The organism is Pectobacterium betavasculorum (assembly GCF_000749845.1).
Taxonomy (GTDB): domain Bacteria; phylum Pseudomonadota; class Gammaproteobacteria; order Enterobacterales; family Enterobacteriaceae; genus Pectobacterium; species Pectobacterium betavasculorum.
In genome coordinates this window covers 681,623-702,489 of record NZ_JQHM01000001.1, presented here as the reverse complement: position 1 = coordinate 702,489, position 20,867 = coordinate 681,623, and the positions used below count along the sequence as shown (strand labels likewise).

Below are 20,867 nucleotides of genomic sequence, written 5' to 3'. Positions count from 1 at the left end.
GCGCGCTCATGGCGCGCTATTTTCGTTTTAGCAGAGGGATATCACTCATTATTGTGTTAGGCCAGACTCCCTGCGGCTTTGATTTTCACCTGTACCGCATTCCCTGGTAGATAGGCCAACGGTATTTCCTGATAATCGATGATTTCAACGCTGCCGGGCATGGCACCTGTCTCTTCCGCAAGAAAAATGGTTTGCTGCTGTAATTTGCTTTTTATCTTTTCACGATCGTTATCCGGCATTTTAACCACACGTTCAATCTGTGCGCCCACCTTCCCTAACGCCACGCCAACTGCATTTGCCGCATCAAAATTCAGCGGACGCATGACCTGGCTGACACCGGATAAAACGTCAGGCAGTAAAATACTGCCACCGCCGACAAGAACAGCGGGAATAGCCGCATTCGACGATTTAATCCGATCGATTGCACTCTCCACTTTCTCAACCATCTGGCGATAAGCCTGCTGGCAAAGCACTTTATCCAGTTCTGGCAGTGGATGCGAAAGCGTGGATGTCCATCGTTCACGCTGAAGTTGCAGCATGATATCGCTGAGCGTCAACGTTTCCCCACCAAAACTGATGCTCTGTTCAAGAAGGCGATAGCCAACGCTGTCAGGCCCGAGGGTGAGTTTTCCATCCTGAGACTGCCGAACACAGGTTCCACCACCAATGCCAATAGAAATAATGTCCGGCATTCTAAAATTCGTCCGCACATCCCCCACTTCAACCGCAATTGCTGATTCACGCGGGAAGCCATTCACTAATACGCCAATATCTGTCGTCGTGCCGCCGACATCGATAATCAGGGCATTATCCAATCCAGAAAGATGGCACGCACCGCGAATTGAGTTCGTTGGCCCACAGGCCATCGTCAGAATCGGATATTGCTTCACCATACTTTCGGACATCAAGGTGCCGTCATTTTGCCCGAAGAATGGCATAGCGTTGATACCGTGCCGAACGAGTGCTTGTGTAAAACCCTTAACAAAACGGTTTGCGGTGCTTTGCAATGATGCATTCAGAATCGTTGCATTTTCCCTTTCCAATAATCCCGTGCTGCCTATCCGGTGAGATAACGATACGGAAACATCCGGTAATACTACATTCACCCATTGAGCAACCCGCAGTTCCTGCGCATTGTTTACGGGAGAAAATACGCCGCAGATAGCCACGCTATCCACATGCCCACGTATCTTGTCACATACCGCCAGCACTTCATCTCGCAGTACAGGATGAATCTCTCGGCCATCAAACTCATAGCCGCCATGAAGCTGGTAAAAATGCTCGCCTAACGTATTTTTCCACGCATCATCCCAGCCAAACAACGGTGGGACGCTATCGCTGCTTGGCAGACTTAGACGTAATAACCCGACGCGATCCAGACCTTTTCGCTCAACAATCGCATTGGTACATTGTGTTGTGCCTAACATCGCATAGCGAATATGCTGAGGCGCAATACCAGATTGCGCCAATACCGCAGCAATCACTCGCTCAATGCCGCTATAAATATCCATACTGGTAGCAAATTTAGCCGTCGCAATACAGCGCAGATTTGCATCTAAAATTGCTGCATCCGTGTTGGTGCCTCCAACATCAATCCCGAGTCGGTAATGATTTTTATGTAACATCGGGAAAGGCTCAGCGATTTGCAAGCAGTTCTATCGGCACATACTGCACCGGATAACCGAAATACTTCGGCCCCGCAACGTCAATCCCTTTTGGCGTTCGCCATTTGTCATTGCACGGATAGGCAATGACATCGACTCGCTGCCCATAACGCAAATGTTCCGTAATAATCGGACGTCCGGTTTCACTATCTACTATGGAGATTAAATCTGGAACAACAGCCAGCAGATTATCCTGCGTAGGTTCTGCCGTCTGTGAAGAACGATAAGCCAATAAGAGTTCATTCTGAAAAAGCACCGTAAAGGACTCACCTTTGTCACTGCCCATGCCATCCAGCACCACTTTTCCACGAGCAAAACCGCCGGTTGTACGCCGTACTACATCAACAATTTTTCCTGATGCAACGACATGGCCATTCAGCACTGTGAGCAGAGACTGCACCGGGTGACTGCCTGATTGATGAGCCTCACGCAGCGTTTTCCCGATGTTTTGCGCCAGTGTCAGCGTTCCTTTAATAGCGCTTCGTTTGAGCTCGTGCCCGCGAAGCGGATAATCACACATCGCACAGGCCGCCCCCATTTGTTCTGTAATAGCTCGGGCTAACCGCTCAGACCACACACCATCAATAGGATTGATGATAACTGAGTTACCCTTCTCATCAGCTAGCGTATTTGGTGCCGAAGATAAACCGTCGAGAAAAAAGGTCACCATCTGCGCTTCCGGGAATGCTCTCCCCATCGCATCACAATCGATAACAGGCAATCCTTTTGCGGCCGCAACAATAAACGGTATTAAGGAGTTAATACCTCCGACTTCTATGGGAAATGTCGCCGTAATAGGTCGTTCAAGTGCTTTTTCCATCGCATCAAATGCTCGAACAAACTGACTCGCTGACATGATCTTTTCTACAACAACCGTCGTTGCGCCGATCATGCTAAAAGGTACAAACACATCATCATCTTTAATTTCATCTAAACCGAATATAGGAACTTCGGACGCATTTTTTAATGCGTGTTTGACCATTAAAGAACCTACATACGGATCGCCGCCGCCCCCAGTACCGAGAACAGCAGCTCCTAATCCTATATCATCAATTGCTTGTTCATTAATATAACGAGACATACCCTACCCAAGATCACGAGTTATTTGTGTAACACGGTCAATCTACCAATTGAGGAAAAATTTTATGTATGCCGATATAAGCAGCCATACTGACAATTACGCCATCCAGGGCAGAGATTGAGCTTATCGTAAATAAATCGAAAAAATCTGGGGAGGTTAACAGGCTCACAATACTACCGAGTAACCAAGAAATAGCCGCCGCCACATTCAAGAATGACGCCTCTGACACGTTTTTCTGCAAACGTGAAGACTTAATAAAATAATACTCGACGAGATAGACACCCGCGATAGGAGAAATCAACACACCTAGCAGGGACAAGAATCGAGTAAAATTATTAATCATACCGTTGTAAGCTAATATCAACCCTGCAATAGCCATGAGTACAACCAATACTGGTCGCGATAGTGCGCGAATAACAACGGATAGTCCAAGAGATGCAGAAACAAGGTTGGTACTATTTGTTGTCCACTGGGCAAAAATAAGCACCACAATAGCAGACATACCTAAACCGATACTGAAGAACACTTCCACTAAATCCTCTGTACCAACAAGATGAGTCAGAATGAGCGCAACTAATATCGTTGAGCTATTGCCCAAAAAGAAGCCTAATCCAGCGCCGAGAAGCGCATCTTTACGCATTTTCGCATAGCGAGCAATATCCGGTGACATTACCGCAGATACTATCCAAATAGAAACAACATAAGAGATAGCGCTTCCCATACTAATTGGCTCTTTAATTATAGGAATAGGTATTTCGGGATGATTATTTGCTGCAAAAACTAAACCTGTAATTATCAATATCAGCATTAGTGGCACGCTGAATATACTCAATTTTCCCAATGCCCTGACACCCCAAATAGCGGTAGAGGTCATCAGTACCATACCGAAAACCAAAATAAGAAAACGTCCTGGTTCTAATTGATAATGTAGTAGTGCTTTTTGCAGCATTACACCAAAAAAGTCGAGTTGAAAAGCAAACCAACCAATCAATGAAACTGCGGAGAAAATACCGATAATCTTTCCACCGAGGCGGCCAAAAACGGAGATGCTCAGTAGCGTTGTTGATAATCCACATCCATAACCAACGTTAGCACATAATGCTGCCAGCACGCCTAGAAAGGCAGATCCGATAAGTGTTGCGCTAACTGCCTGAGAAAAAGGCAACCCACCGCTTAAGAAAGCACCAAGAAATAGACCTGATATATCGATCCCCATTGCCAACCATATTAACGCGATGACATACCAGCTTTTTCTAGCTTCGGCAGGAACAGGTTCGTATTCGTAATCATAGATTTGCCGCCCCTGTTGTTCTTTTTCAGGTACAGCACTCCCTTGAGACATAACTCCTCCATTAAATAAGCAGCAAATAATTATTGTATCGTTGTGATATTTTATAGAGGTTGTCTGGCGACGTATAGAACAATGGTGTCGTCAGCAAGCTAACAACACCATTATGCTTTATGAGAGACCCTGATGTGACGCATAAACCACGATTTTTTGTGGCGACCACATCAATAATGTGGCGTAGCAACAAGATAAATCGGTTTCATATCGATTAATACAGATATATTTTGATGTTAACATTCAGATATGTAATGTATGCGAAGGAAATGCTATGCGCTTAGATAAACTGGAGATTCGGTGGTTAAAGCTTTTTTGTAAAATCGTTGAAAAACAAGGTATTACCAATGCACAAGCCGTAACTGGCTTAAGCCAACCTGTCTTGAGTCATTATCTATCACGCCTTGAGGATACGCTTGGGCTTGTTTTGTGTGAGCGCGGTCGTGGAGGGTTTGCTCTCACAACAGAAGGCGAAGTTGTATATCAGGAAGCAAAATCTGTCATTGCTACGCTAGATGACTTTGCAAATCGATTAGCCAGGATCAAGCACCAACTCATTGGTGAAGCTCGCATTGGTTGTTTGGATAATACCGTCACCCATCCTGCTAAAGTCATCTCCAACGCGATTGGAAAATTATACGTTCAAAGTCCCGACGTTGCTGTTGAATTGGAGATCGGTGATTATACACCGCTAATGGAACGTTTAAAAAACGGACATATCGATATTATCCTGAGCGTTTTACCGGATGATGTCCCACCAGACATCTATTTCCAACCCGTTTTTGTTGAGAAAAGTTATTTTTATTCCACCTCGGAAAATGCAGCAAGGATAGAAAAAGAGTGGCGAGATGGAACACTTAACCCAAACAGATTACTCATTGGTGGTCATGCGCTGCACGAAATTAGTAAACAGCTCGGCCCAGTAGCAAAGAAAGGTTTGCAAAATACCGCCTGGAACGTAGAAGGCAGTTTACTACTCTTGTTGGCTGGAACGCATGTTGGTTTTCTTCCTGACCACTATGCGAATAAATGGGTTGAAAATGGGCAACTTACTGCCATTTCGCCTGAAAAACTTAAACTCACCAGCATATTTTACCTGGTGCGAAATGCAAAGCAGCGCCTTAGCCCGGTAGCAGAGGCGCTGTGGAACAATATGGTCGAAGCAGGACAAGATTCCCTCGCCAGCCTTGATGCCGCTAGCTCAGGCAGCAGCTAATGGCGTTGGATGATGATCGGCTTTTCTGAGCAACATCATCAGGTAGATCATCGCAACAGCAGCAATTAGTACGAACAGTAATCGATCGGAGTAGCTCTGCATCAATACCGCAGCAACGCTTGGTCCGCAAAGACTGCCAAGCGTGTAGCTGAGGAGTAACGCCTGATTCATCGCCACCAGTTCGTCAGGTCGTACTTTTTCGCATGCCCATGACATGGCAACGGGGTATAAGGTAAATCCTGCGCATCCCAACAGGAACAGCGATGGTGCCATGGCGTAGTGGCTAATACTCAGCATGGCAATGCAGCCAATAATCACCACGAAGACTAACACCCGCAAAACCAATAGCCGGCCATAACGATCTGCCATCCGTCCAACAGGCCATTGACCGACAATGCCTGAGCTGATCAGCAGCGCCATCCAATACCCAACCTGCGCATCATTCATTCCCTGATGGGAGAGAAATAGCGGCATCAAACCATACAACGAACCTAAAATTGCGCCAGAAATAATACAACCATGTACGCCTAAACGCGCACTGCGATACGCCAGCATTTTCCACATATTGACATGCTTCTCGTGCTGTTCTGGCGGTGCAGGAAGACGAGTAAACAGCAGTGGTAATACGGCCAGAATAACTAACGCGACCATCCACGGCAGCACGTTCAACAATGACGTAGGCAACACGCCAAGTAAGAGCTGTCCAATCACGCTACCGAGATAGTAGGCAATCATATAAGCAGCCAACAATTGCCCTCTCTGCATCGGCGTTCCACTACATAACAAGGCACTTTCGACCACAACCCAGATCAATGCGCAGCCTACTCCAGCAAGGAAACGCCAGAATAACCAACTGCCGATATCCGCAGAAATACCGAGGCCAACGATCGCAATACCAAATAACAAAGCCGCGAAATAATAGCTGCGGTTAAACCCATAAAGTTTGATTAATTTACCCGCTAATAGCGTTCCAATCAGATTTCCGCCGAAATAGGATGAACCAACGAGGCCAACCTGCCAGACAGGAAGAGATTGATAACTCAGCCAAAGTGGAACCAAGGTATTTAATACCGCAATACAAACCGTCAGCAGCAGCAGTCCACAGAGCAATAACAGCACTGGGCGAGAATAAGCAGACATAGCGAAGTGGATAACCAAACAACCAGAGAAGAGTGAGCGCATCATGCCACTGCGTATTTAAAAGTCAATCCAGGCAAAAAGTGCTAAAACGCCTTTCTCGAATTATGGATTGAAAGAATTAATCAACATTCACAAGCGTGGCGCTACCACTAAAAGTAGAACATCAACAATGGCCTGATTTTAAATGATTTTTATCTTAACAATTACGTCACACACATGAAGCAAGGTAGACGAATTACTTTTACGATGAAAAAATATTACCGAACATCAGACATAAAAAAAGCGCCCTTAGGCGCTTAATTCAAATAACCACAATTAGCCAATAAATTCCAACCCGCCCATATACGGACGTAACACTTCAGGAATTTCGATGCGACCATCGGCTTGCTGATAGTTCTCCAGAACCGCTACCAGTGTACGACCAACCGCCAGACCAGAACCATTCAACGTGTGAACCAGTCGAGTCTTCTTATCGGATTTGCTGCGGCAGCGTGCCTGCATACGGCGCGCCTGGAAATCCCACATGTTTGAACAGGAAGAGATTTCACGGTACGTGTCCTGCGCTGGCAACCAAACTTCCAGATCGTAAGTTTTAGTGGAGCCAAATCCCATATCGCCAGTACATAACAATACTTTGCGATAAGGTAATTTCAGCAGTTGCAACACCGTTTCGGCGTGAGTCGTCAGCTCTTCTAGCGCCTGCATGGAATCCTCAGGACGGACGATTTGCACCAGTTCAACCTTGTCAAACTGGTGCATACGAATCAACCCACGCGTATCACGACCATACGAACCCGCTTCTGAACGGAAGCAAGGCGTGTGTGCGGTCATTTTCAACGGTAAGGATTCTTCATCCAGAATTTCGTCACGGACCAGATTGGTCAGCGGAACTTCAGCCGTTGGGATCAGCGCATATTGGCTGCTTTCTGCTTCTTCGCTTAATGGATTGGTGTGGAACAAATCCTCACCAAACTTAGGCAACTGCCCTGTACCGTATAGCGTTGCGTGGTTTACCAGATAAGGCACATACGCTTCCTGATAACCATGCTGCTGTGTGTGCAAATCCAGCATAAAGTGGGCAAGCGCACGGTGCAAGCGAGCAATCTGTCCTTTCATCACGACAAAGCGCGCACCTGTTAATTTCACCGCAGCGGCAAAATCCAGTCCGCCAGCCATCTCGCCGAGTTCAACATGATCGCGTACGGCGAAATCATACTTACGCGGCTCACCCCAACGAGCAACCTCTTTGTTCTGTGAATCGTCTTTCCCAAGCGGCACTGAATCATCCGGCAGGTTCGGGATCGTTAACGCCAGATCGCGAATTTCATTCTGCAACTGATCCAGCTCGGCTTTCGCGGCATCCAGTTTTTCGCCTAATGTATTAACTTCACGACGCAAAGGCTCGATATCTTCACCGCGTGCTTTCGCTGCACCAATCTCTTTCGATCGGGAGTTACGCTCTGCCTGCAGGCTTTCGGTTTCTACCTGCAATACTTTACGACGTTCTTCCTGCTTACGCAGGGTTTCAACATCCAGCTTAAAGCCTCTGCGAACCAGTAACTTTTCGGCGACTGCGTCTAGCTCATTACGCAGTAAATTGGGATCGAGCATGCTAATCCTGTGCTTATGATTATCAAATGAAATGATGGCGTACACGGCGCGCTACGCGGCCGGTTTCAGAAAATACGGCAATAACCTTACCGCAACGCTTAGTTCAACGGTAGCGTTTTGTCGGGCTATTTTGATCCTGAGCAGCAAGCCAGGCGAGCTTTTCACCAATTTTGCCTTCAAGGCCACGCGAGGTCGGCGTGTAATAGTGCGTATCCGCCATTTCCGACGGAAAGTAGATCTCGCCAGCCGCATAAGCATTGGGTTCGTTATGTGCGTACCGATACTCTGCCCCAAGCCCCATTTCTTTCATCAAGCGGGTAGGTGCATTGCGCAAATGTTCGGGAACATCATAGTCTGGCTTCTCGCGGGCATCCTGCATCGCCGCTTTGAAAGCGCTATACACCGCGTTACTTTTTGGGGCACAGGCTAGATAAACAATCGCCTGAGCGATGGCGCGCTCCCCTTCAGCGGGGCCAACGCGAGTAAAACAATCCCAGGCAGAAATCGCTACCTGCATTGCACGTGGATCGGCGTTACCGACATCTTCCGAAGCAATTGCCAACAGGCGTCGAGCAACATATAGCGGATCGCCACCGGCAGTGATGATACGTGCGTACCAATAGAGAGCCGCATCCGGCGCGGAGCCTCTCACCGATTTATGCAAGGCTGAAATCAGGTCGTAGTAGCGGTCGCCTTTATTATCAAAGCGCGCGCTGCGCTCACCAGCAATTTCGTTGAGAAGTGCTGGCGTCAGAACACGTATGCCCTGCGCGTCAATTTCCGCCATGTCCGCCATCATTTCCAGGCTATTCAGCGCACGTCTGGCATCGCCATTGACCAATTCGGCTAGCATCCGCCCAGTTTCGGCAGGCAGAACAATATTCTGTCCACCATAGCCACGCTCGCTGTCGCTCATCGCTTGCAGTAAAACCTGCTCGATATCTTCTGCTGTCAGCGCTTTTAACAAATAAACGCGGGCACGAGACAACAATGCTGAATTAAGCTCAAAAGAAGGATTTTCCGTTGTCGCACCAATGAAAGTGATCGTCCCATCTTCGATATGCGGCAAAAACGCATCCTGCTGACTTTTGTTGAAACGATGAACCTCATCGACAAACAAAATGGTGCGTCGCCCCGCATTACGATTTTGTCGGGCACGCTCAATCGCTTCGCGAATTTCTTTGATGCCGGACGTCACGGCAGAAATGCGTTCAACATCGGCCTGCCCATAATGCCCAATCAGTTCTGCCAGCGTGGTTTTTCCCGTTCCCGGTGGCCCCCAAAGGATCATTGAGTGCAACTGCCCTGCCTCGATGGCTCGTGGCAACGGCTTACCACCACCTAACAGGTGCTGTTGACCGATATACTGCGCCAATGTCGCTGGCCGCATACGCGCGGCCAGCGGTTGGAACTCGTTATGGGAAAAATCCAGTGACAGATTGCTCACTTTGGCCTCACTGACGCTGGTCGTCCAGCGTAACGCCTTTCGGCGGTGTGAAAGTGAATTGCGTAGCATCCACCACGCCGTTTTGCTGGTTCTTCAGCACATAAGCGCTCCGCTGCCCATCCTGTTCCGTTGCGGTAAACTGCTTAATAGTGCCGTTTGTTGTCACATTAATCGCAAACTGCTTCAGGTTGCCGCTCGCCGACTTCGGGGTAAGTTCAAAATCATCGCCTTTCTGCCGTACATCGTACTTATTCCAGTCGCTGGCATCGTTACGCGTAATCAGAATAAACGGCGTATTTCCCGTTGCATCTTTCAGCCAGGTTGCCGTGACTTGTTCAACAAACGGGTTGTAAAACCAAAGTGTTTTACCGTCAGAAATCAATGCACTTTCATCAGGCGCTGTGGTTTTCCAGTTAAATAAATTAGGGCGTTTCAGCCACAGTTCACCTTCTCCTTCCTGCACCGCTGCACCATCGGCACTGGTTACTTTCTGGCTGAAGTTTGCATGGAAACTGTTTACTTTATTGAGGCGACCCTGCAAATCTTTTGCCGCGTCCGCATAGACAGCGGTTGAGGTAACACCTGCAATCAGGCAACTGATAGCTAACCACTTTTTCATACGCATAATCCTTTGAATGTCTAAATATAACGCGCCTTCGCCTAGCTAAATCAGGCGTTTTACATCGCGTCCGCGTTATTCGTAGATCTATGTTATCTGAACCCACTTGAGCGGTGATAGGTGAATTATCTGCTTATTGCCGCTTTTACGCTTCTTTGCGTAAGGGCTGCTCGCGCAGCCCTTATTAGGCAGTGACTTCAATCAATACCGCGTACTATTCCATAGACGGCGGTGCCAAGACCTCGCGGTTGCCATTGTGCCCTGGAGAACTGACGATACCCTGCGCTTCCATTTGCTCAACGATTCGCGCCGCGCGGTTATAGCCAATTCGGAACTGGCGCTGTACGCCGGAGATGGAGGCACGACGCTTATCGACCACAAACGCCACGGCCTGATCAAACAAAGGATCGAGTTCTTCATCGCCATCAAGACCGAGGCTTCCACCTTCAGCATCATCGCCACCGCTGACAATATTATCGATATATTGAGGGCGACCGCGCGCTTTCCAGTCCTGAACGACAGCATGAACTTCCTCATCGCGTACAAAAGCACCGTGAACACGGATAGGTATTGAGGAGTTAGGTGCCATATACAGCATATCCCCCATTCCCAAGAGCGATTCCGCGCCGCCTTGATCGAGGATAGTTCGTGAGTCGATTTTGCTGGAAACGGTAAACGCAATTCGCGTTGGAATGTTCGCTTTGATCAGCCCAGTGATCACATCGACCGAAGGACGCTGCGTCGCCAGTACCAGGTGAATTCCCGCGGCACGCGCTTTTTGCGCCAGTCGGGCAATCAGTTCTTCAACCTTCTTACCCACTGCCATTATCAGATCAGCAAACTCATCGACCATAACGACAATATACGGCAGTTTTTCCAAGACTGGTGGCGTCATATCCATACTGTCGCCCGGCTTCCAGAACGGATCGGGAATCGGACGCCCCATGGCATTTGCTGTCATCACCCGTTCGTTGTATCCCGCCAGATTGCGCACGCCAAGCGCAGACATCAGCTTATAACGGCGCTCCATTTCACCCACACACCAGCGTAGTGCATTTGCTGCATCCTTCATGTCAGTCACGACTTCCGTCAACAAATGCGGAATGCCTTCATATACAGAGAGCTCCAGCATTTTCGGGTCGATCATAATAAAGCGCACGTCTTCTGGCGTGGCTTTATACAACATACTGATGATCATGGCGTTGACGCCGACCGACTTACCCGACCCCGTCGTACCAGCAACCAGCAGGTGTGGCATTTTCGCCAAATCTGCAACGACAGGCTCGCCAGAAATATCTTTCCCTAACACTATCGCCAGCGGTGAAGGGTTATGCCGGAATGCATCACAGTCCAACACTTCTCGCAGATAAACCGTCTGACGGTGTGCATTCGGCAATTCCAGCCCAACGTAAGGCCTGCCGGGAATAACCTCAACAATACGCACGGCAACGACTGACAGTGAACGCGCCAAATCACGCGACAAATTCGAGATACGCGCCGCTTTAACGCCCGGTGCCAGATCCAATTCAAACCGTGTGATTACCGGCCCAGGAGAGCGATCGACCACATCCGCTTTTACCCGGAAATCAGCCAACCGCGCTTCAATCAGTCGCGCCGTTTGCTCCAGAGCGAAATTATCAACAGGCGCTTCGCTTGCTGGTGGCGGAGTCAACAAATCCAACGTTGGCAGCGGCGTAGTCGGTTTCTGCAACGGTTGCTCATTACGCATCAGGAACGGATGAATCAGGCCATCCATTGCCGGATGGTGCGTTGGCGCTGCTGAATTTTCCTGCCGCGTAACGTCAACAGGCGCTGACGTCGATTGCACTGGCTGATCAGACACCTGCGGATTGCGCCCGTCGTCCACATCTTCATCTTCGCCAGCATGCATCGGCGGAAGATCGGGCTCAGTGTTATAGGCTGGCTGCGAATACGTGGGTTCGCTGAACGTACGTGGCTCAGGCTGGCGCTCACTCTCCGCGCTAAACGGTGAGAATGAAAAGGCGTTATGTGATGCCACAGGATTTGGCTGAATCGGCTCACTGGCCGCAGGCGATGCTATCGGAGCAGGAATGTCTTCATCGCGCTGCGACGTACTGGCGTCATAACGTGACTGCTGCTGTGCAGAGAAATCTCTGGCTAGCTGCGCTTGCAGAAGTGCGTCTTCATCGTCTTCCTGTAACGGGTACTCATCACCGTAACGCTGGCGCTGCTGATCCAGATACGCTTGCTGCAACGCAGCTTCTTGCTGAGCGATATCATCAGGCGTCTCTTCCTGATACACATCGTTCATCAATTCCGTTTCTGTGCTACCGTTCTGCACCTGTAGCCTTGCTTGTTCTTCGGCAAGACGCTGTGACGGCAGCTTGATTCCGTATGACGCCAGTTCACGGCGCGTAGGAATTCGAACCGGATTAGGACGTGGCAGTTCCGGCCCTACGCCGCGTTTGATCTGAGGATTATCATCCCCATCAGCACTGAATGCAGGCGTAAAGGTGTTGTTCGCATTGAAATCCGTATCTTGTGCCGGCTGTGGCGGTTCAGCAAATGGTTGAACCGCTGGAGACACGACAATCGGCGGTACGACACTATTTCCATAAGTATTCCCGTAAGGCGTATGCGCACTGCTAAGAGGAGCAGGCGTAGCGACATTCTCCGACATCGCGGCAGGGGCTTCAGGAACCTCAAACGAATATAGTGGCGGGTTCAGCGACGGTGCTGTGTCAATCGTTGATGGGGTAACGGGAGGAACAATGCCAGACGCTACCAGGTCAGGTAACGTTGACGCAACCGCTGGTGTGTCTGCCAAGATAGCCGGTTGTGTCGCTACTGGCGCGTTTTCGGCAGAAGGTGATGACTCTTCCTCTGCCCTATTATCCGTCGCCGTGTCGCTTACGACATCAGCAACGGAAGGCGCAGAAAACAGCACATCATCGTCATCACGCTGTTGTGTTATCGCTTCGCCTGATACTTTATCATGCTGCACGTTAAGCGCATCACGTTCATCGTCCTCACGCTCGTTTTCTTCACGATAGTCCTCATCGCGGCGCGAACGGTTTGACATAAATGTCAGACAGCCCAACACACCGGCGCCGATTTTCTCGGCAATGGTTAACCATGACCAGCCAGTAAACAGCGTCAAGCCAGCGCCCCAAACGCACAGCAGAATTAGCGTTGCCCCCATGCTATTGAAACGAGGGATCATTGAACTGCTCAACAGGCTTCCCAAGACACCACCGGAAGCGAAATAGTAGAGATCGTCAATATTCAACGCAGCCAAACCACACGAGGTCAGGATCAGCGCCAGCGTCCCAATCAGGCGAAGTGAAAAGGTAAAATATTCAATAGATTGGTGGTTATCACGCTGGCGGAAAGCAGCCCAGCACAGCGATAACATAATCGGCGGAATGGCGTAGGCCAAAACGCCAAAAATAAAGAACAGCGTATCGGCCAACCAGGCACCCGCCACACCACCAAAGTTATGGATAGGCTCATGCCACGCAGTCTGTGACCAACTGGGATCCGAGGGGCTAAAACTGAGTAGTGCGACACTGAGATAAACCGCAAAAAGTGCCACAACGATCAAAATCGCTTCAAGCAAGCGACGTGTTCCGCTGAGTTTTTTCAGGGTAACGTCTTTATCTTCTGTATATTCCTGGCTCAAGAGTCTCTCCAGGGGCCTGTAAGGTTTATGACAAAGCGCCGAGCAAACCCGGCGCTGGGACTGTATAAATTCACAGGAGTGTAGCTGAATTTATCGGGTTTTGCACCCACGTGTTTATCGCGTCTTAATGACCAGACGATTGCTTTGCTTCACTTCTTCCATCACCACGTAAGTACGGGTGTCGTTTACGCCCGGCAAACGCAGCAATGTTTCGCCCAGGAGCTTACGGTAAGCAGACATGTCCGGCACGCGCGTTTTCAACAGGTAGTCAAAATCACCGGAAACCAGATGGCATTCCTGAATTTCCTCTAGCTTCTGCACCGCAGAGTTAAACTGTTCAAATACATCAGGCGCGCCGCGGTTTAGCGTTATTTCAACAAAAACCAGCAGTGACGCATCCAGATAATGCGGGTTTAGCAGCGCTGTGTAGCCGTTAATGAAACCTTGTCTTTCCAGACGACGCACACGCTCCAGACAAGGCGTTGGCGATAGCCCAACCCGTTTGGAAAGCTCGACATTGGAAATACGCCCATCTTTTTGCAATTCGTTCAGGATGTTACGATCAATACGATCGAGATCTTTTCCTGGCCGTTTTTTAGTGTCTACCATTATTATTGTCTCTCTTCACTTTTCCCTGCACACGCTTTACCCCGATAGACCTCATGTATCAGAGTTACCCTTAAAGAAGACACGCTGCCTATTTTGTATATCAACAGTGATTAACTTCTCGCTCTCGCTCCAGGCATTACTCACCCGCGAAGAAGACCATCACGACATATCCGTAGCCCAAAGGCCTACCTGCGTAAAAACGAACAAAAAGCCGAGCTTTTAACTGTCCATATACAAAAAATTTCCTCTTACCCAGATGTTTTCGCAAATGCACAGCCGATTGTCAAAGCAAAACAACGAAAATCAGAAGAAACTGCCAGATTGGATAAGCCAAAGCCATTCGCCAAGGTGACTTCAATCATTTTGCTTATGAATGTGGCTGATTTTTCAGCGGTTTGTCATCATCATCGTCATTAACGATTAAACAAATAGCCAGCAACTTTTCTGCACACTTTTTTTACTCTTGTAATTTCCTTACAATCATTCTCATTGTCCGTGGTAGATATGTTCATCGTTATAGATTGTTCATAGTATGGAAGGTCCGTTGTCGTAGGAACAATCCGTATGGGCATTATCTGCCGTCATGAAATGAGGAAAGCATGGGTACCGTTAAACATCACAAGTTATTGATTCTGGGCTCAGGCCCTGCTGGCTACACTGCCGCAGTTTATGCTGCACGGGCGAATTTACAGCCAGTATTAATCACTGGTATGGAAAAAGGCGGTCAGCTGACGACCACGACCGAAGTAGAAAACTGGCCGGGCGACGCCGATGATTTAACTGGCCCGCTGTTAATGGAGCGTATGCACGCACATGCGACCAAGTTCAATACCGACGTGATCTTCGATCATATTGAGCGCGTTGATTTGCAGAACCGTCCATTCCGCTTATTCGGGGATAGCGCCGAGTACACCTGTGACGCGCTGATCATCGCTACTGGCGCATCAGCTCGTTATCTTGGTTTACCATCTGAAGACGCATTTAAAGGCAAAGGCGTTTCAGCTTGTGCAACCTGCGACGGATTCTTTTACCGTAATCAGAAAGTTGCCGTTGTTGGTGGCGGGAATACTGCCGTAGAAGAAGCGTTATATTTGTCTAACATCGCTGCGGAAGTGCATTTGATCCACCGTCGCGAGACATTCCGTTCGGAGAAAATCCTGATCGACCGTCTGATGGACAAAGTCAAAAACGGCAACATCATCCTGCATACCAACCGTACGCTGGACGAAGTGCTGGGCGATGACATGGGCGTGACCGGTGTGCGTATCCGCGATACACAAAGCGATACCGCAGAAGAACTGGAACTGGCTGGCGTATTTATCGCTATCGGCCACAGCCCGAATACGGCGGTGTTCGGCGGTCAGTTAGAACTGGAAAACGGCTATATAAAAGTGCAATCCGGTATTCACGGCAATGCGACACAGACCAGTATTCCTGGCGTCTTTGCCGCAGGTGACGTGATGGATCACATTTATCGTCAGGCTATTACCTCAGCCGGTACAGGCTGTATGGCCGCACTGGATGCAGAGCGTTACCTGGACGGACTGACCGTTAATAAGTAATACGATACTGAAACGGATCGGCAATTGCCTATCCGTTTCTTCCTTCCTGTTTGCCTCCCACAACACAAAAATTGATCGCCTCCCCCATTTCCCTTCTGCTTTTCATTTGCAGTGCGTCGCTGTCGCGGTAACATGGCGTCATTCTGCATGATAGAAGATAATTTTGTTACCTAACAGTTACATAAGAGTTATTTTCTGTTAAGTCCATTTCTGCAACATAACGAACTGGTGCCTGATGAAAAAAACCAGACAGCAAGAACTGACCGCCTGGCTGAAACAGCAAAGTAAGCTGGCGCAACGGTGGCTACGGCTTTCACTGCTGCTTGGATTCCTGAGCGGTGCGCTAATCGTGGCACAAGCCTGGCTGTTAGCTACCTTGCTTCATGCCTTGATCATCGACCATGCCCCACGTGAATCCCTGATCTCGCCATTCCTCCTTCTGATCGCCACCTTTATTCTGCGTGCACTAAATAGTGTGGTACGCGAGCGTGTTGGCTTTCTTTGCGGACAAGCCGTTCGGCAGCAAATTCGTAAGCTGGTACTGGATCGATTGCAGCAGCTTGGCCCAGCGTGGGTTCAGGGTAAACCCGCAGGCAGTTGGGCAACGATGATTCTTGAACAGGTTGATGATATGCAGGATTATTACGCCCGCTATCTGCCGCAAATGTATCTTGCCGCACTAATCCCGTTACTTATCTTGATTACGATCTTCCCGCTCAACTGGGCAGCGGGTCTGATTCTGTTTCTGACGGCACCGCTCATCCCTCTGTTTATGGCGCTGGTCGGTATGGGCGCAGCGGATGCCAACCGACGTAACTTTCTGGCGTTGGCTCGTCTGAGCGGACACTTCCTCGACCGCCTACGCGGGATGGAAACACTACGTCTGTTTCATCGCGGTCAGGCTGAAACCGAACAAATCCGTCATGCTTCCGAAGATTTCCGTAGCCGTACCATGGAAGTGCTGCGCATGGCATTTCTTTCCTCAGGCGTGCTTGAATTTTTTGCCTCCATTTCGATCGCCGTTGTCGCCGTCTATTTCGGTTTCTCGTATCTCGGGGAGCTGGATTTTGGCCATTATGGAATGGGCGTAACGCTCTTCGCTGGTTTTCTCGTGCTGATTCTGGCACCGGAATTCTTTCAGCCTCTACGCGATCTCGGCACGTTCTATCATGCCAAAGCTCAAGCTATTGGCGCAGCAGAATCGCTAGTAACCTTTTTGGCAGAGGAAGGCGAGACGGTCGGCTTCGGCACTCGCGAATTCAGCAACGATACCGCCATTGCCATTAGGGCAGAAGACTTGGTTGTCCTCGCACCGAATGGCACACCGTTGACTCAACCGTTGACGTTCGATATTCGCGCAGGCGAACGTATCGCGCTGGTTGGTATCAGCGGAGCAGGAAAAAGCTCACTGCTTAATGCGCTACTAGGGTTCTTGCCTTATCGCGGTTCATTAACCGTGAATGGGCAGGCGTTGAATACGCTTACGCCAGAATCATGGCGCAAACAGTTGAGTTGGGTTGGACAAAACCCCCATTTACCGGAACAGACGCTGCGCAGCAATATTCTGCTTGGCAACCCGCAAGCCAATATGATTGAGCTGCAACAGGCGATTGAACGTGCTTATGTACAAGAATTTCTACCACAGCTTCCACAGGGGCTAGAAACCACGATCGGTGATGGTGCGGCACGGTTATCCGTTGGGCAGGCACAGCGCGTCGCCGTTGCTCGAGCACTCATTCATCCTTGTAATTTACTGCTGTTGGACGAACCGTCTGCCAGCCTGGATGCCCATAGCGAGGAGCTCGTTATGACGGCGCTGAACAAGGCTGCACGTTCCCAAACCACGCTGCTAGTCACACATCAGCTCACCGATATCACCGAGTATGATGCGATTTGGGTGATGGAAGGCGGTCGATTAGTTCAACAGGGTGATTATCACACACTCCGAGCCGAAACAGGTCCCTTCGCGGCGCTGCTGGCACAACGACAGGAGGCGCTGTAATGGCTCAGATGAAAACGATGCGGGTATTAAAACCGTTTCTGGCACTTTATCGTCAACACTTCTGGTATTTGAGTCTTGGCGTAGTGCTGGCGATTGCAACTATGCTGGCCAGTATCGGTCTACTCGCCCTATCCGGCTGGTTTCTGGCGGGCTCCGCACTGGCAGGAATCGTCGGGCTGCTTACTTTTAACTACATGCTGCCCGCCGCTGGCGTGCGAGGTGCTGCCATCGCGCGTACGGCTGGACGCTATGGTGAAAGAGTCGTCAGCCACGATGCCACATTCCGCGTTTTGCTGCGTCTACGCGTTTTCACATTCTCCCGCATCCTGCCGCTCTCCCCCGGAGGGCTGGCACAATTTCGTCAGGCAGAACTGCTAAATCGGCTCGTAGCGGACGTTGATACGCTCGACCACCTCTATCTTCGCGTTATTTCCCCCATCATCAGCGCCTTCGCCGTCATTCTTATCGTTTGCTACGGTCTGAGCTTCATTGATGCCTCACTGGCTCTGACGCTGGGTGCCATCATGCTGGTATTACTGCTGTGCCTGCCAATTATCTTTTATCAGGCAGGGAACGGTATCGGGCAGGACTTGACCGCACTGCGTGCACAATATCGCCTTCAGCTAACGACCTGGCTGCAAGGTCAGGCGGAGTTAACCGTCTTCGGTGCGCTGGATCGCGTCCGCCAACAATTGGCACTGGTGGAAATTAACTGGCTGCGTCGCCAGCGTCAGCAGGCCAATCTTACCGGTCTGTCGCAGGCGGTGATGATTTTATGCAGCGGGCTAACTGTTACTTTGATTCTATGGCTGGCAGCGGATGGCGTTGGCGGTAACCCGCAGCCCGGCGCGTTGATCGCCCTGTTCGTGTTCGCTTCGCTTGCTGCCTTCGAGGCGCTGGCTCCCGTCACGGTGGCCTTCCAGCATATGGGGCAAGTGATTGCTTCCGCAGCTCGGGTCGATCAAATCATTCGTCAGCCCGTTGATGTCACGTTCCCAACACATGGCCCACAAGCCTCGCGCACGGCGTCACTTGAACTCTCACATGTCGGTTTCACTTATCCTGGTCAGCCCCAGCCCGCGCTGCAAAATATCTCCCTTTCCATTCAGCCAGGAGAGCATCTGGCGCTGTTGGGGCGTACTGGGTGCGGGAAATCAACGCTATTACAACTGCTGACGCGAGCATGGAATGCTGAATACGGGGAGATTACGCTTAACGGCCACGCCCTTACCGACTGGCGAGAGGAAGATCTCCGCGCCATGATGAGTGTGGTTCCGCAGCGCGTACATATTTTCAGCGCAACACTGCGTGATAACCTGCTGCTAGCCGCACCAGCCGCACGGGATGAAAAACTGGCTGAAGTATTACAGCAGGTTGGGTTAGAAAAACTGCTGGAAAACGAAGGGCTGAATGCCTGGCTGGGCGAAGGCGGTCGACAACTGTCCGGTGGCGAGCAGCGCCGTATCGCATTAGCACGCGCCTTATTGCACGACGCACCGCTCGTTCTATTGGATGAACCGACAGAAGGGTTGGATGCAGAAACTGAAAAGCGTATTCTGCAACTGCTCCGCCAGCACTGTGCCGATAAGACGCTGCTCGTCATCACTCACCGGCTATACGGCTTAGAATCGATGGATCGCATCTGTATTCTGGATGGTGGCAAAGTGATCGAACAGGGGAGCCATCAGGACTTAATGGCACAACAAGGTCGTTATTGGCAGTTCCGCCAACACGTTTAGGACAAACTCGGTTGAAACATAACGTTTGAAAAACATGCGTCTATACCAGCTTTCGCTTCAATCGCTTCAGTTCCCTGATCCGAATCATGCGCTAGATGACCCCAACGGCCTGCTGGCCGTTGGCGGCGATCTCTCTGTCGCACGGTTAAAAGCGGCTTACCGACAGGGCATTTTCCCCTGGTTCTCTCCCGGTGAGCCTATTTTGTGGTGGTCTCCGAATCCGCGTGCGGTTCTGTTTCCCGGTGAACTCCATCTTAGCCGTAGCATGAAAAAATTCCTGAAACGCCATCCTTTTCATGCCACGCTGAACCAGGCATTTGATGATGTTATTCACGCCTGTGCACATGAACATCATGATGGCACCTGGATTACGCCAGACATAATTTCAGCGTATCGCCAGCTTCATCAGGTTGGGAAAGCACATTCCGTCGAAGTGTGGCATAATGGCGCATTAGTTGGTGGGCTATATGGTATTGAACAAGGGCGATTATTTTGCGGTGAGTCAATGTTCAGCCGTACGGATAATGCGTCAAAATTTGCGCTGTTGGCGTTTCAACAGCATTTTATTCGCCACGGCGGTCATTTGATTGATTGTCAGGTGTTAAATTCCCATACCGCTTCTCTGGGCGTGTGTGAAATTCCCCGAGATCGCTTTCTGCAACAGCTTTCTCAGTGGCAGGATATCGCTGCCGATGACGGTTGTTGGCTACCACAAAAGCTCGCAGAACCGACTTTTTAGTAGAGAAAAGTGGGTAAATAACGCCCTAAACGCGAACGCTTCTTTACATAATGTCGGTTTTTCGGCATTATCTTGCGGTTAAAAAATAAAGGTAGTTAGACCTAGAGGATTCGATGGCCAAAGAAGACAATATTGAAATGCAAGGCACCGTGCTTGATACGCTGCCCAACACCATGTTCCGCGTTGAATTGGAAAACGGGCACGTGGTTACCGCTCATATCTCCGGTAAAATGCGTAAAAACTATATCCGCATCCTGACGGGTGACAAAGTCACTGTAGAGTTAACCCCGTACGACCTGAGTAAAGGCCGCATTGTCTTCCGCAGCCGTTAACCGGTTAGCTCATCGCTGATAACAGCGGTATATGAGGATGTGACTCCCTCTCCAGCCCTTTCCTTCATGGCAAGGGCTTTGTTTTTTGGAAGGGCTCGTG

15 protein-coding genes are annotated in these 20,867 nt (G+C 49.8%); 6 read left to right on the top strand and 9 right to left on the bottom strand.

Going from position 1 to position 20,867, the window contains the following annotated elements:
• Window positions 1-56: 56 nt before the first annotated feature.
• From KP22_RS03145 to KP22_RS03135, 3 genes are read right to left on the bottom strand one after another with little or no spacing between them, the layout of a single operon-like run.
• Entirely contained in the window at window positions 57-1,625 is a 1,569-nt protein-coding gene (locus KP22_RS03145) for a hydantoinase/oxoprolinase family protein (RefSeq protein WP_039322322.1), read from the bottom strand.
• Window positions 1,626-1,635: 10 nt separating this feature from the next.
• The gene (locus tag KP22_RS03140; RefSeq protein WP_039322319.1) at window positions 1,636-2,745 is read right to left on the bottom strand and encodes an S-methyl thiohydantoin desulfurase family protein; all 1,110 of its coding nucleotides are present in this window, start codon (window positions 2,743-2,745) and stop codon (window positions 1,636-1,638) included.
• Window positions 2,746-2,782: 37 nt separating this feature from the next.
• Window positions 2,783-4,087, bottom strand: coding sequence for a cytosine permease (locus tag KP22_RS03135; protein WP_039322316.1), 1,305 nt, complete (start codon window positions 4,085-4,087; stop codon window positions 2,783-2,785).
• 274 nt (window positions 4,088-4,361) lie between these two features.
• On the opposite strand from KP22_RS03135, the gene KP22_RS03130 reads away from it, so the two are divergent.
• Window positions 4,362-5,303 carry a LysR family transcriptional regulator gene (locus KP22_RS03130; RefSeq protein WP_039322313.1) on the top strand — a complete coding sequence of 314 codons (942 nt, stop codon included), beginning with the start codon at window positions 4,362-4,364 and terminating at the stop codon, window positions 5,301-5,303.
• On the opposite strand, the gene KP22_RS03125 is transcribed toward KP22_RS03130, so the two are convergent.
• The 6 genes from KP22_RS03125 to lrp all read right to left on the bottom strand — a co-directional run bounded on the left by KP22_RS03125 (window position 5,289) and on the right by lrp (window position 14,393).
• Complete coding sequence (locus tag KP22_RS03125; protein ID WP_039301113.1) at window positions 5,289-6,443, bottom strand: MFS transporter; 1,155 nt, start codon at window positions 6,441-6,443, stop codon at window positions 5,289-5,291. The two genes, KP22_RS03130 and KP22_RS03125, sit on opposite strands and share 15 nt — an antisense overlap.
• A 315-nt stretch (window positions 6,444-6,758) precedes the next feature.
• A complete protein-coding gene (gene serS, locus KP22_RS03120; protein ID WP_039300678.1) occupies window positions 6,759-8,054 on the bottom strand; it encodes a serine--tRNA ligase in 1,296 nt (431 codons plus the stop codon).
• A gap of 103 nt (window positions 8,055-8,157) precedes the next feature.
• Window positions 8,158-9,501, bottom strand: coding sequence for a replication-associated recombination protein A (locus KP22_RS03115; RefSeq protein WP_039322310.1), 1,344 nt, complete (start codon window positions 9,499-9,501; stop codon window positions 8,158-8,160).
• Window positions 9,502-9,508: 7 nt separating this feature from the next.
• Window positions 9,509-10,120, bottom strand: coding sequence for an outer membrane lipoprotein periplasmic chaperone LolA (gene lolA, locus KP22_RS03110; RefSeq protein WP_039300684.1), 612 nt, complete (start codon window positions 10,118-10,120; stop codon window positions 9,509-9,511).
• 214 nt (window positions 10,121-10,334) lie between these two features.
• Entirely contained in the window at window positions 10,335-13,784 is a 3,450-nt protein-coding gene (locus tag KP22_RS03105) for a DNA translocase FtsK 4TM domain-containing protein (RefSeq protein WP_039322308.1), read from the bottom strand.
• A gap of 114 nt (window positions 13,785-13,898) precedes the next feature.
• Entirely contained in the window at window positions 13,899-14,393 is a 495-nt protein-coding gene (gene lrp / locus KP22_RS03100; RefSeq protein ID WP_005967536.1) for a leucine-responsive transcriptional regulator Lrp, read from the bottom strand.
• A 599-nt stretch (window positions 14,394-14,992) separates the two neighbouring features.
• Here lrp and trxB point away from each other — a divergent pair.
• The 5 genes from trxB to infA all read left to right on the top strand — a co-directional run bounded on the left by trxB (window position 14,993) and on the right by infA (window position 20,767).
• Window positions 14,993-15,955 carry a thioredoxin-disulfide reductase gene (trxB, locus tag KP22_RS03095; protein WP_039322306.1) on the top strand — a complete coding sequence of 321 codons (963 nt, stop codon included), beginning with the start codon at window positions 14,993-14,995 and terminating at the stop codon, window positions 15,953-15,955.
• A 235-nt stretch (window positions 15,956-16,190) separates the two neighbouring features.
• Window positions 16,191-17,957 carry a heme ABC transporter permease/ATP-binding protein CydD gene (gene cydD, locus KP22_RS03090; protein ID WP_039322304.1) on the top strand — a complete coding sequence of 589 codons (1,767 nt, stop codon included), beginning with the start codon at window positions 16,191-16,193 and terminating at the stop codon, window positions 17,955-17,957.
• On the top strand, window positions 17,957-19,696 hold the full coding sequence (gene cydC, locus KP22_RS03085; protein ID WP_039300699.1) for a heme ABC transporter ATP-binding protein/permease CydC: 1,740 nt from the start codon (window positions 17,957-17,959) through the stop codon (window positions 19,694-19,696). Before cydD ends, cydC begins: the two co-directional genes overlap by 1 nt.
• Before the next feature lie 34 nt (window positions 19,697-19,730).
• Window positions 19,731-20,435 carry a leucyl/phenylalanyl-tRNA--protein transferase gene (aat, locus tag KP22_RS03080; RefSeq protein ID WP_039300701.1) on the top strand — a complete coding sequence of 235 codons (705 nt, stop codon included), beginning with the start codon at window positions 19,731-19,733 and terminating at the stop codon, window positions 20,433-20,435.
• 113 nt (window positions 20,436-20,548) lie between these two features.
• Entirely contained in the window at window positions 20,549-20,767 is a 219-nt protein-coding gene (gene infA, locus KP22_RS03075) for a translation initiation factor IF-1 (protein WP_002211347.1), read from the top strand.
• The last annotated feature ends 100 nt before the right edge of the window (window positions 20,768-20,867 follow it).

What these genes read in the sequence shown, in the direction of transcription:
- infA (WP_002211347.1), top strand. Translation starts at nt 20,549, where the DNA reads ATGGCCAAAGAAGACAATATTGAAATGCAAGGCACCGTGCTTGATACG.
- KP22_RS03140 (WP_039322319.1), bottom strand. Translation starts at nt 2,745, where the DNA reads ATGTCTCGTTATATTAATGAACAAGCAATTGATGATATAGGATTAGGA.
- KP22_RS03145 (WP_039322322.1), bottom strand. Translation starts at nt 1,625, where the DNA reads ATGTTACATAAAAATCATTACCGACTCGGGATTGATGTTGGAGGCACC.
- cydC (WP_039300699.1), top strand. Translation starts at nt 17,957, where the DNA reads ATGGCTCAGATGAAAACGATGCGGGTATTAAAACCGTTTCTGGCACTT.
- KP22_RS03125 (WP_039301113.1), bottom strand. Translation starts at nt 6,443, where the DNA reads ATGTCTGCTTATTCTCGCCCAGTGCTGTTATTGCTCTGTGGACTGCTG.
- lrp (WP_005967536.1), bottom strand. Translation starts at nt 14,393, where the DNA reads ATGGTAGACACTAAAAAACGGCCAGGAAAAGATCTCGATCGTATTGAT.
- trxB (WP_039322306.1), top strand. Translation starts at nt 14,993, where the DNA reads ATGGGTACCGTTAAACATCACAAGTTATTGATTCTGGGCTCAGGCCCT.
- cydD (WP_039322304.1), top strand. Translation starts at nt 16,191, where the DNA reads ATGAAAAAAACCAGACAGCAAGAACTGACCGCCTGGCTGAAACAGCAA.
- lolA (WP_039300684.1), bottom strand. Translation starts at nt 10,120, where the DNA reads ATGAAAAAGTGGTTAGCTATCAGTTGCCTGATTGCAGGTGTTACCTCA.
- serS (WP_039300678.1), bottom strand. Translation starts at nt 8,054, where the DNA reads ATGCTCGATCCCAATTTACTGCGTAATGAGCTAGACGCAGTCGCCGAA.
- aat (WP_039300701.1), top strand. Translation starts at nt 19,731, where the DNA reads ATGCGTCTATACCAGCTTTCGCTTCAATCGCTTCAGTTCCCTGATCCG.
- KP22_RS03135 (WP_039322316.1), bottom strand. Translation starts at nt 4,087, where the DNA reads ATGTCTCAAGGGAGTGCTGTACCTGAAAAAGAACAACAGGGGCGGCAA.
- KP22_RS03130 (WP_039322313.1), top strand. Translation starts at nt 4,362, where the DNA reads ATGCGCTTAGATAAACTGGAGATTCGGTGGTTAAAGCTTTTTTGTAAA.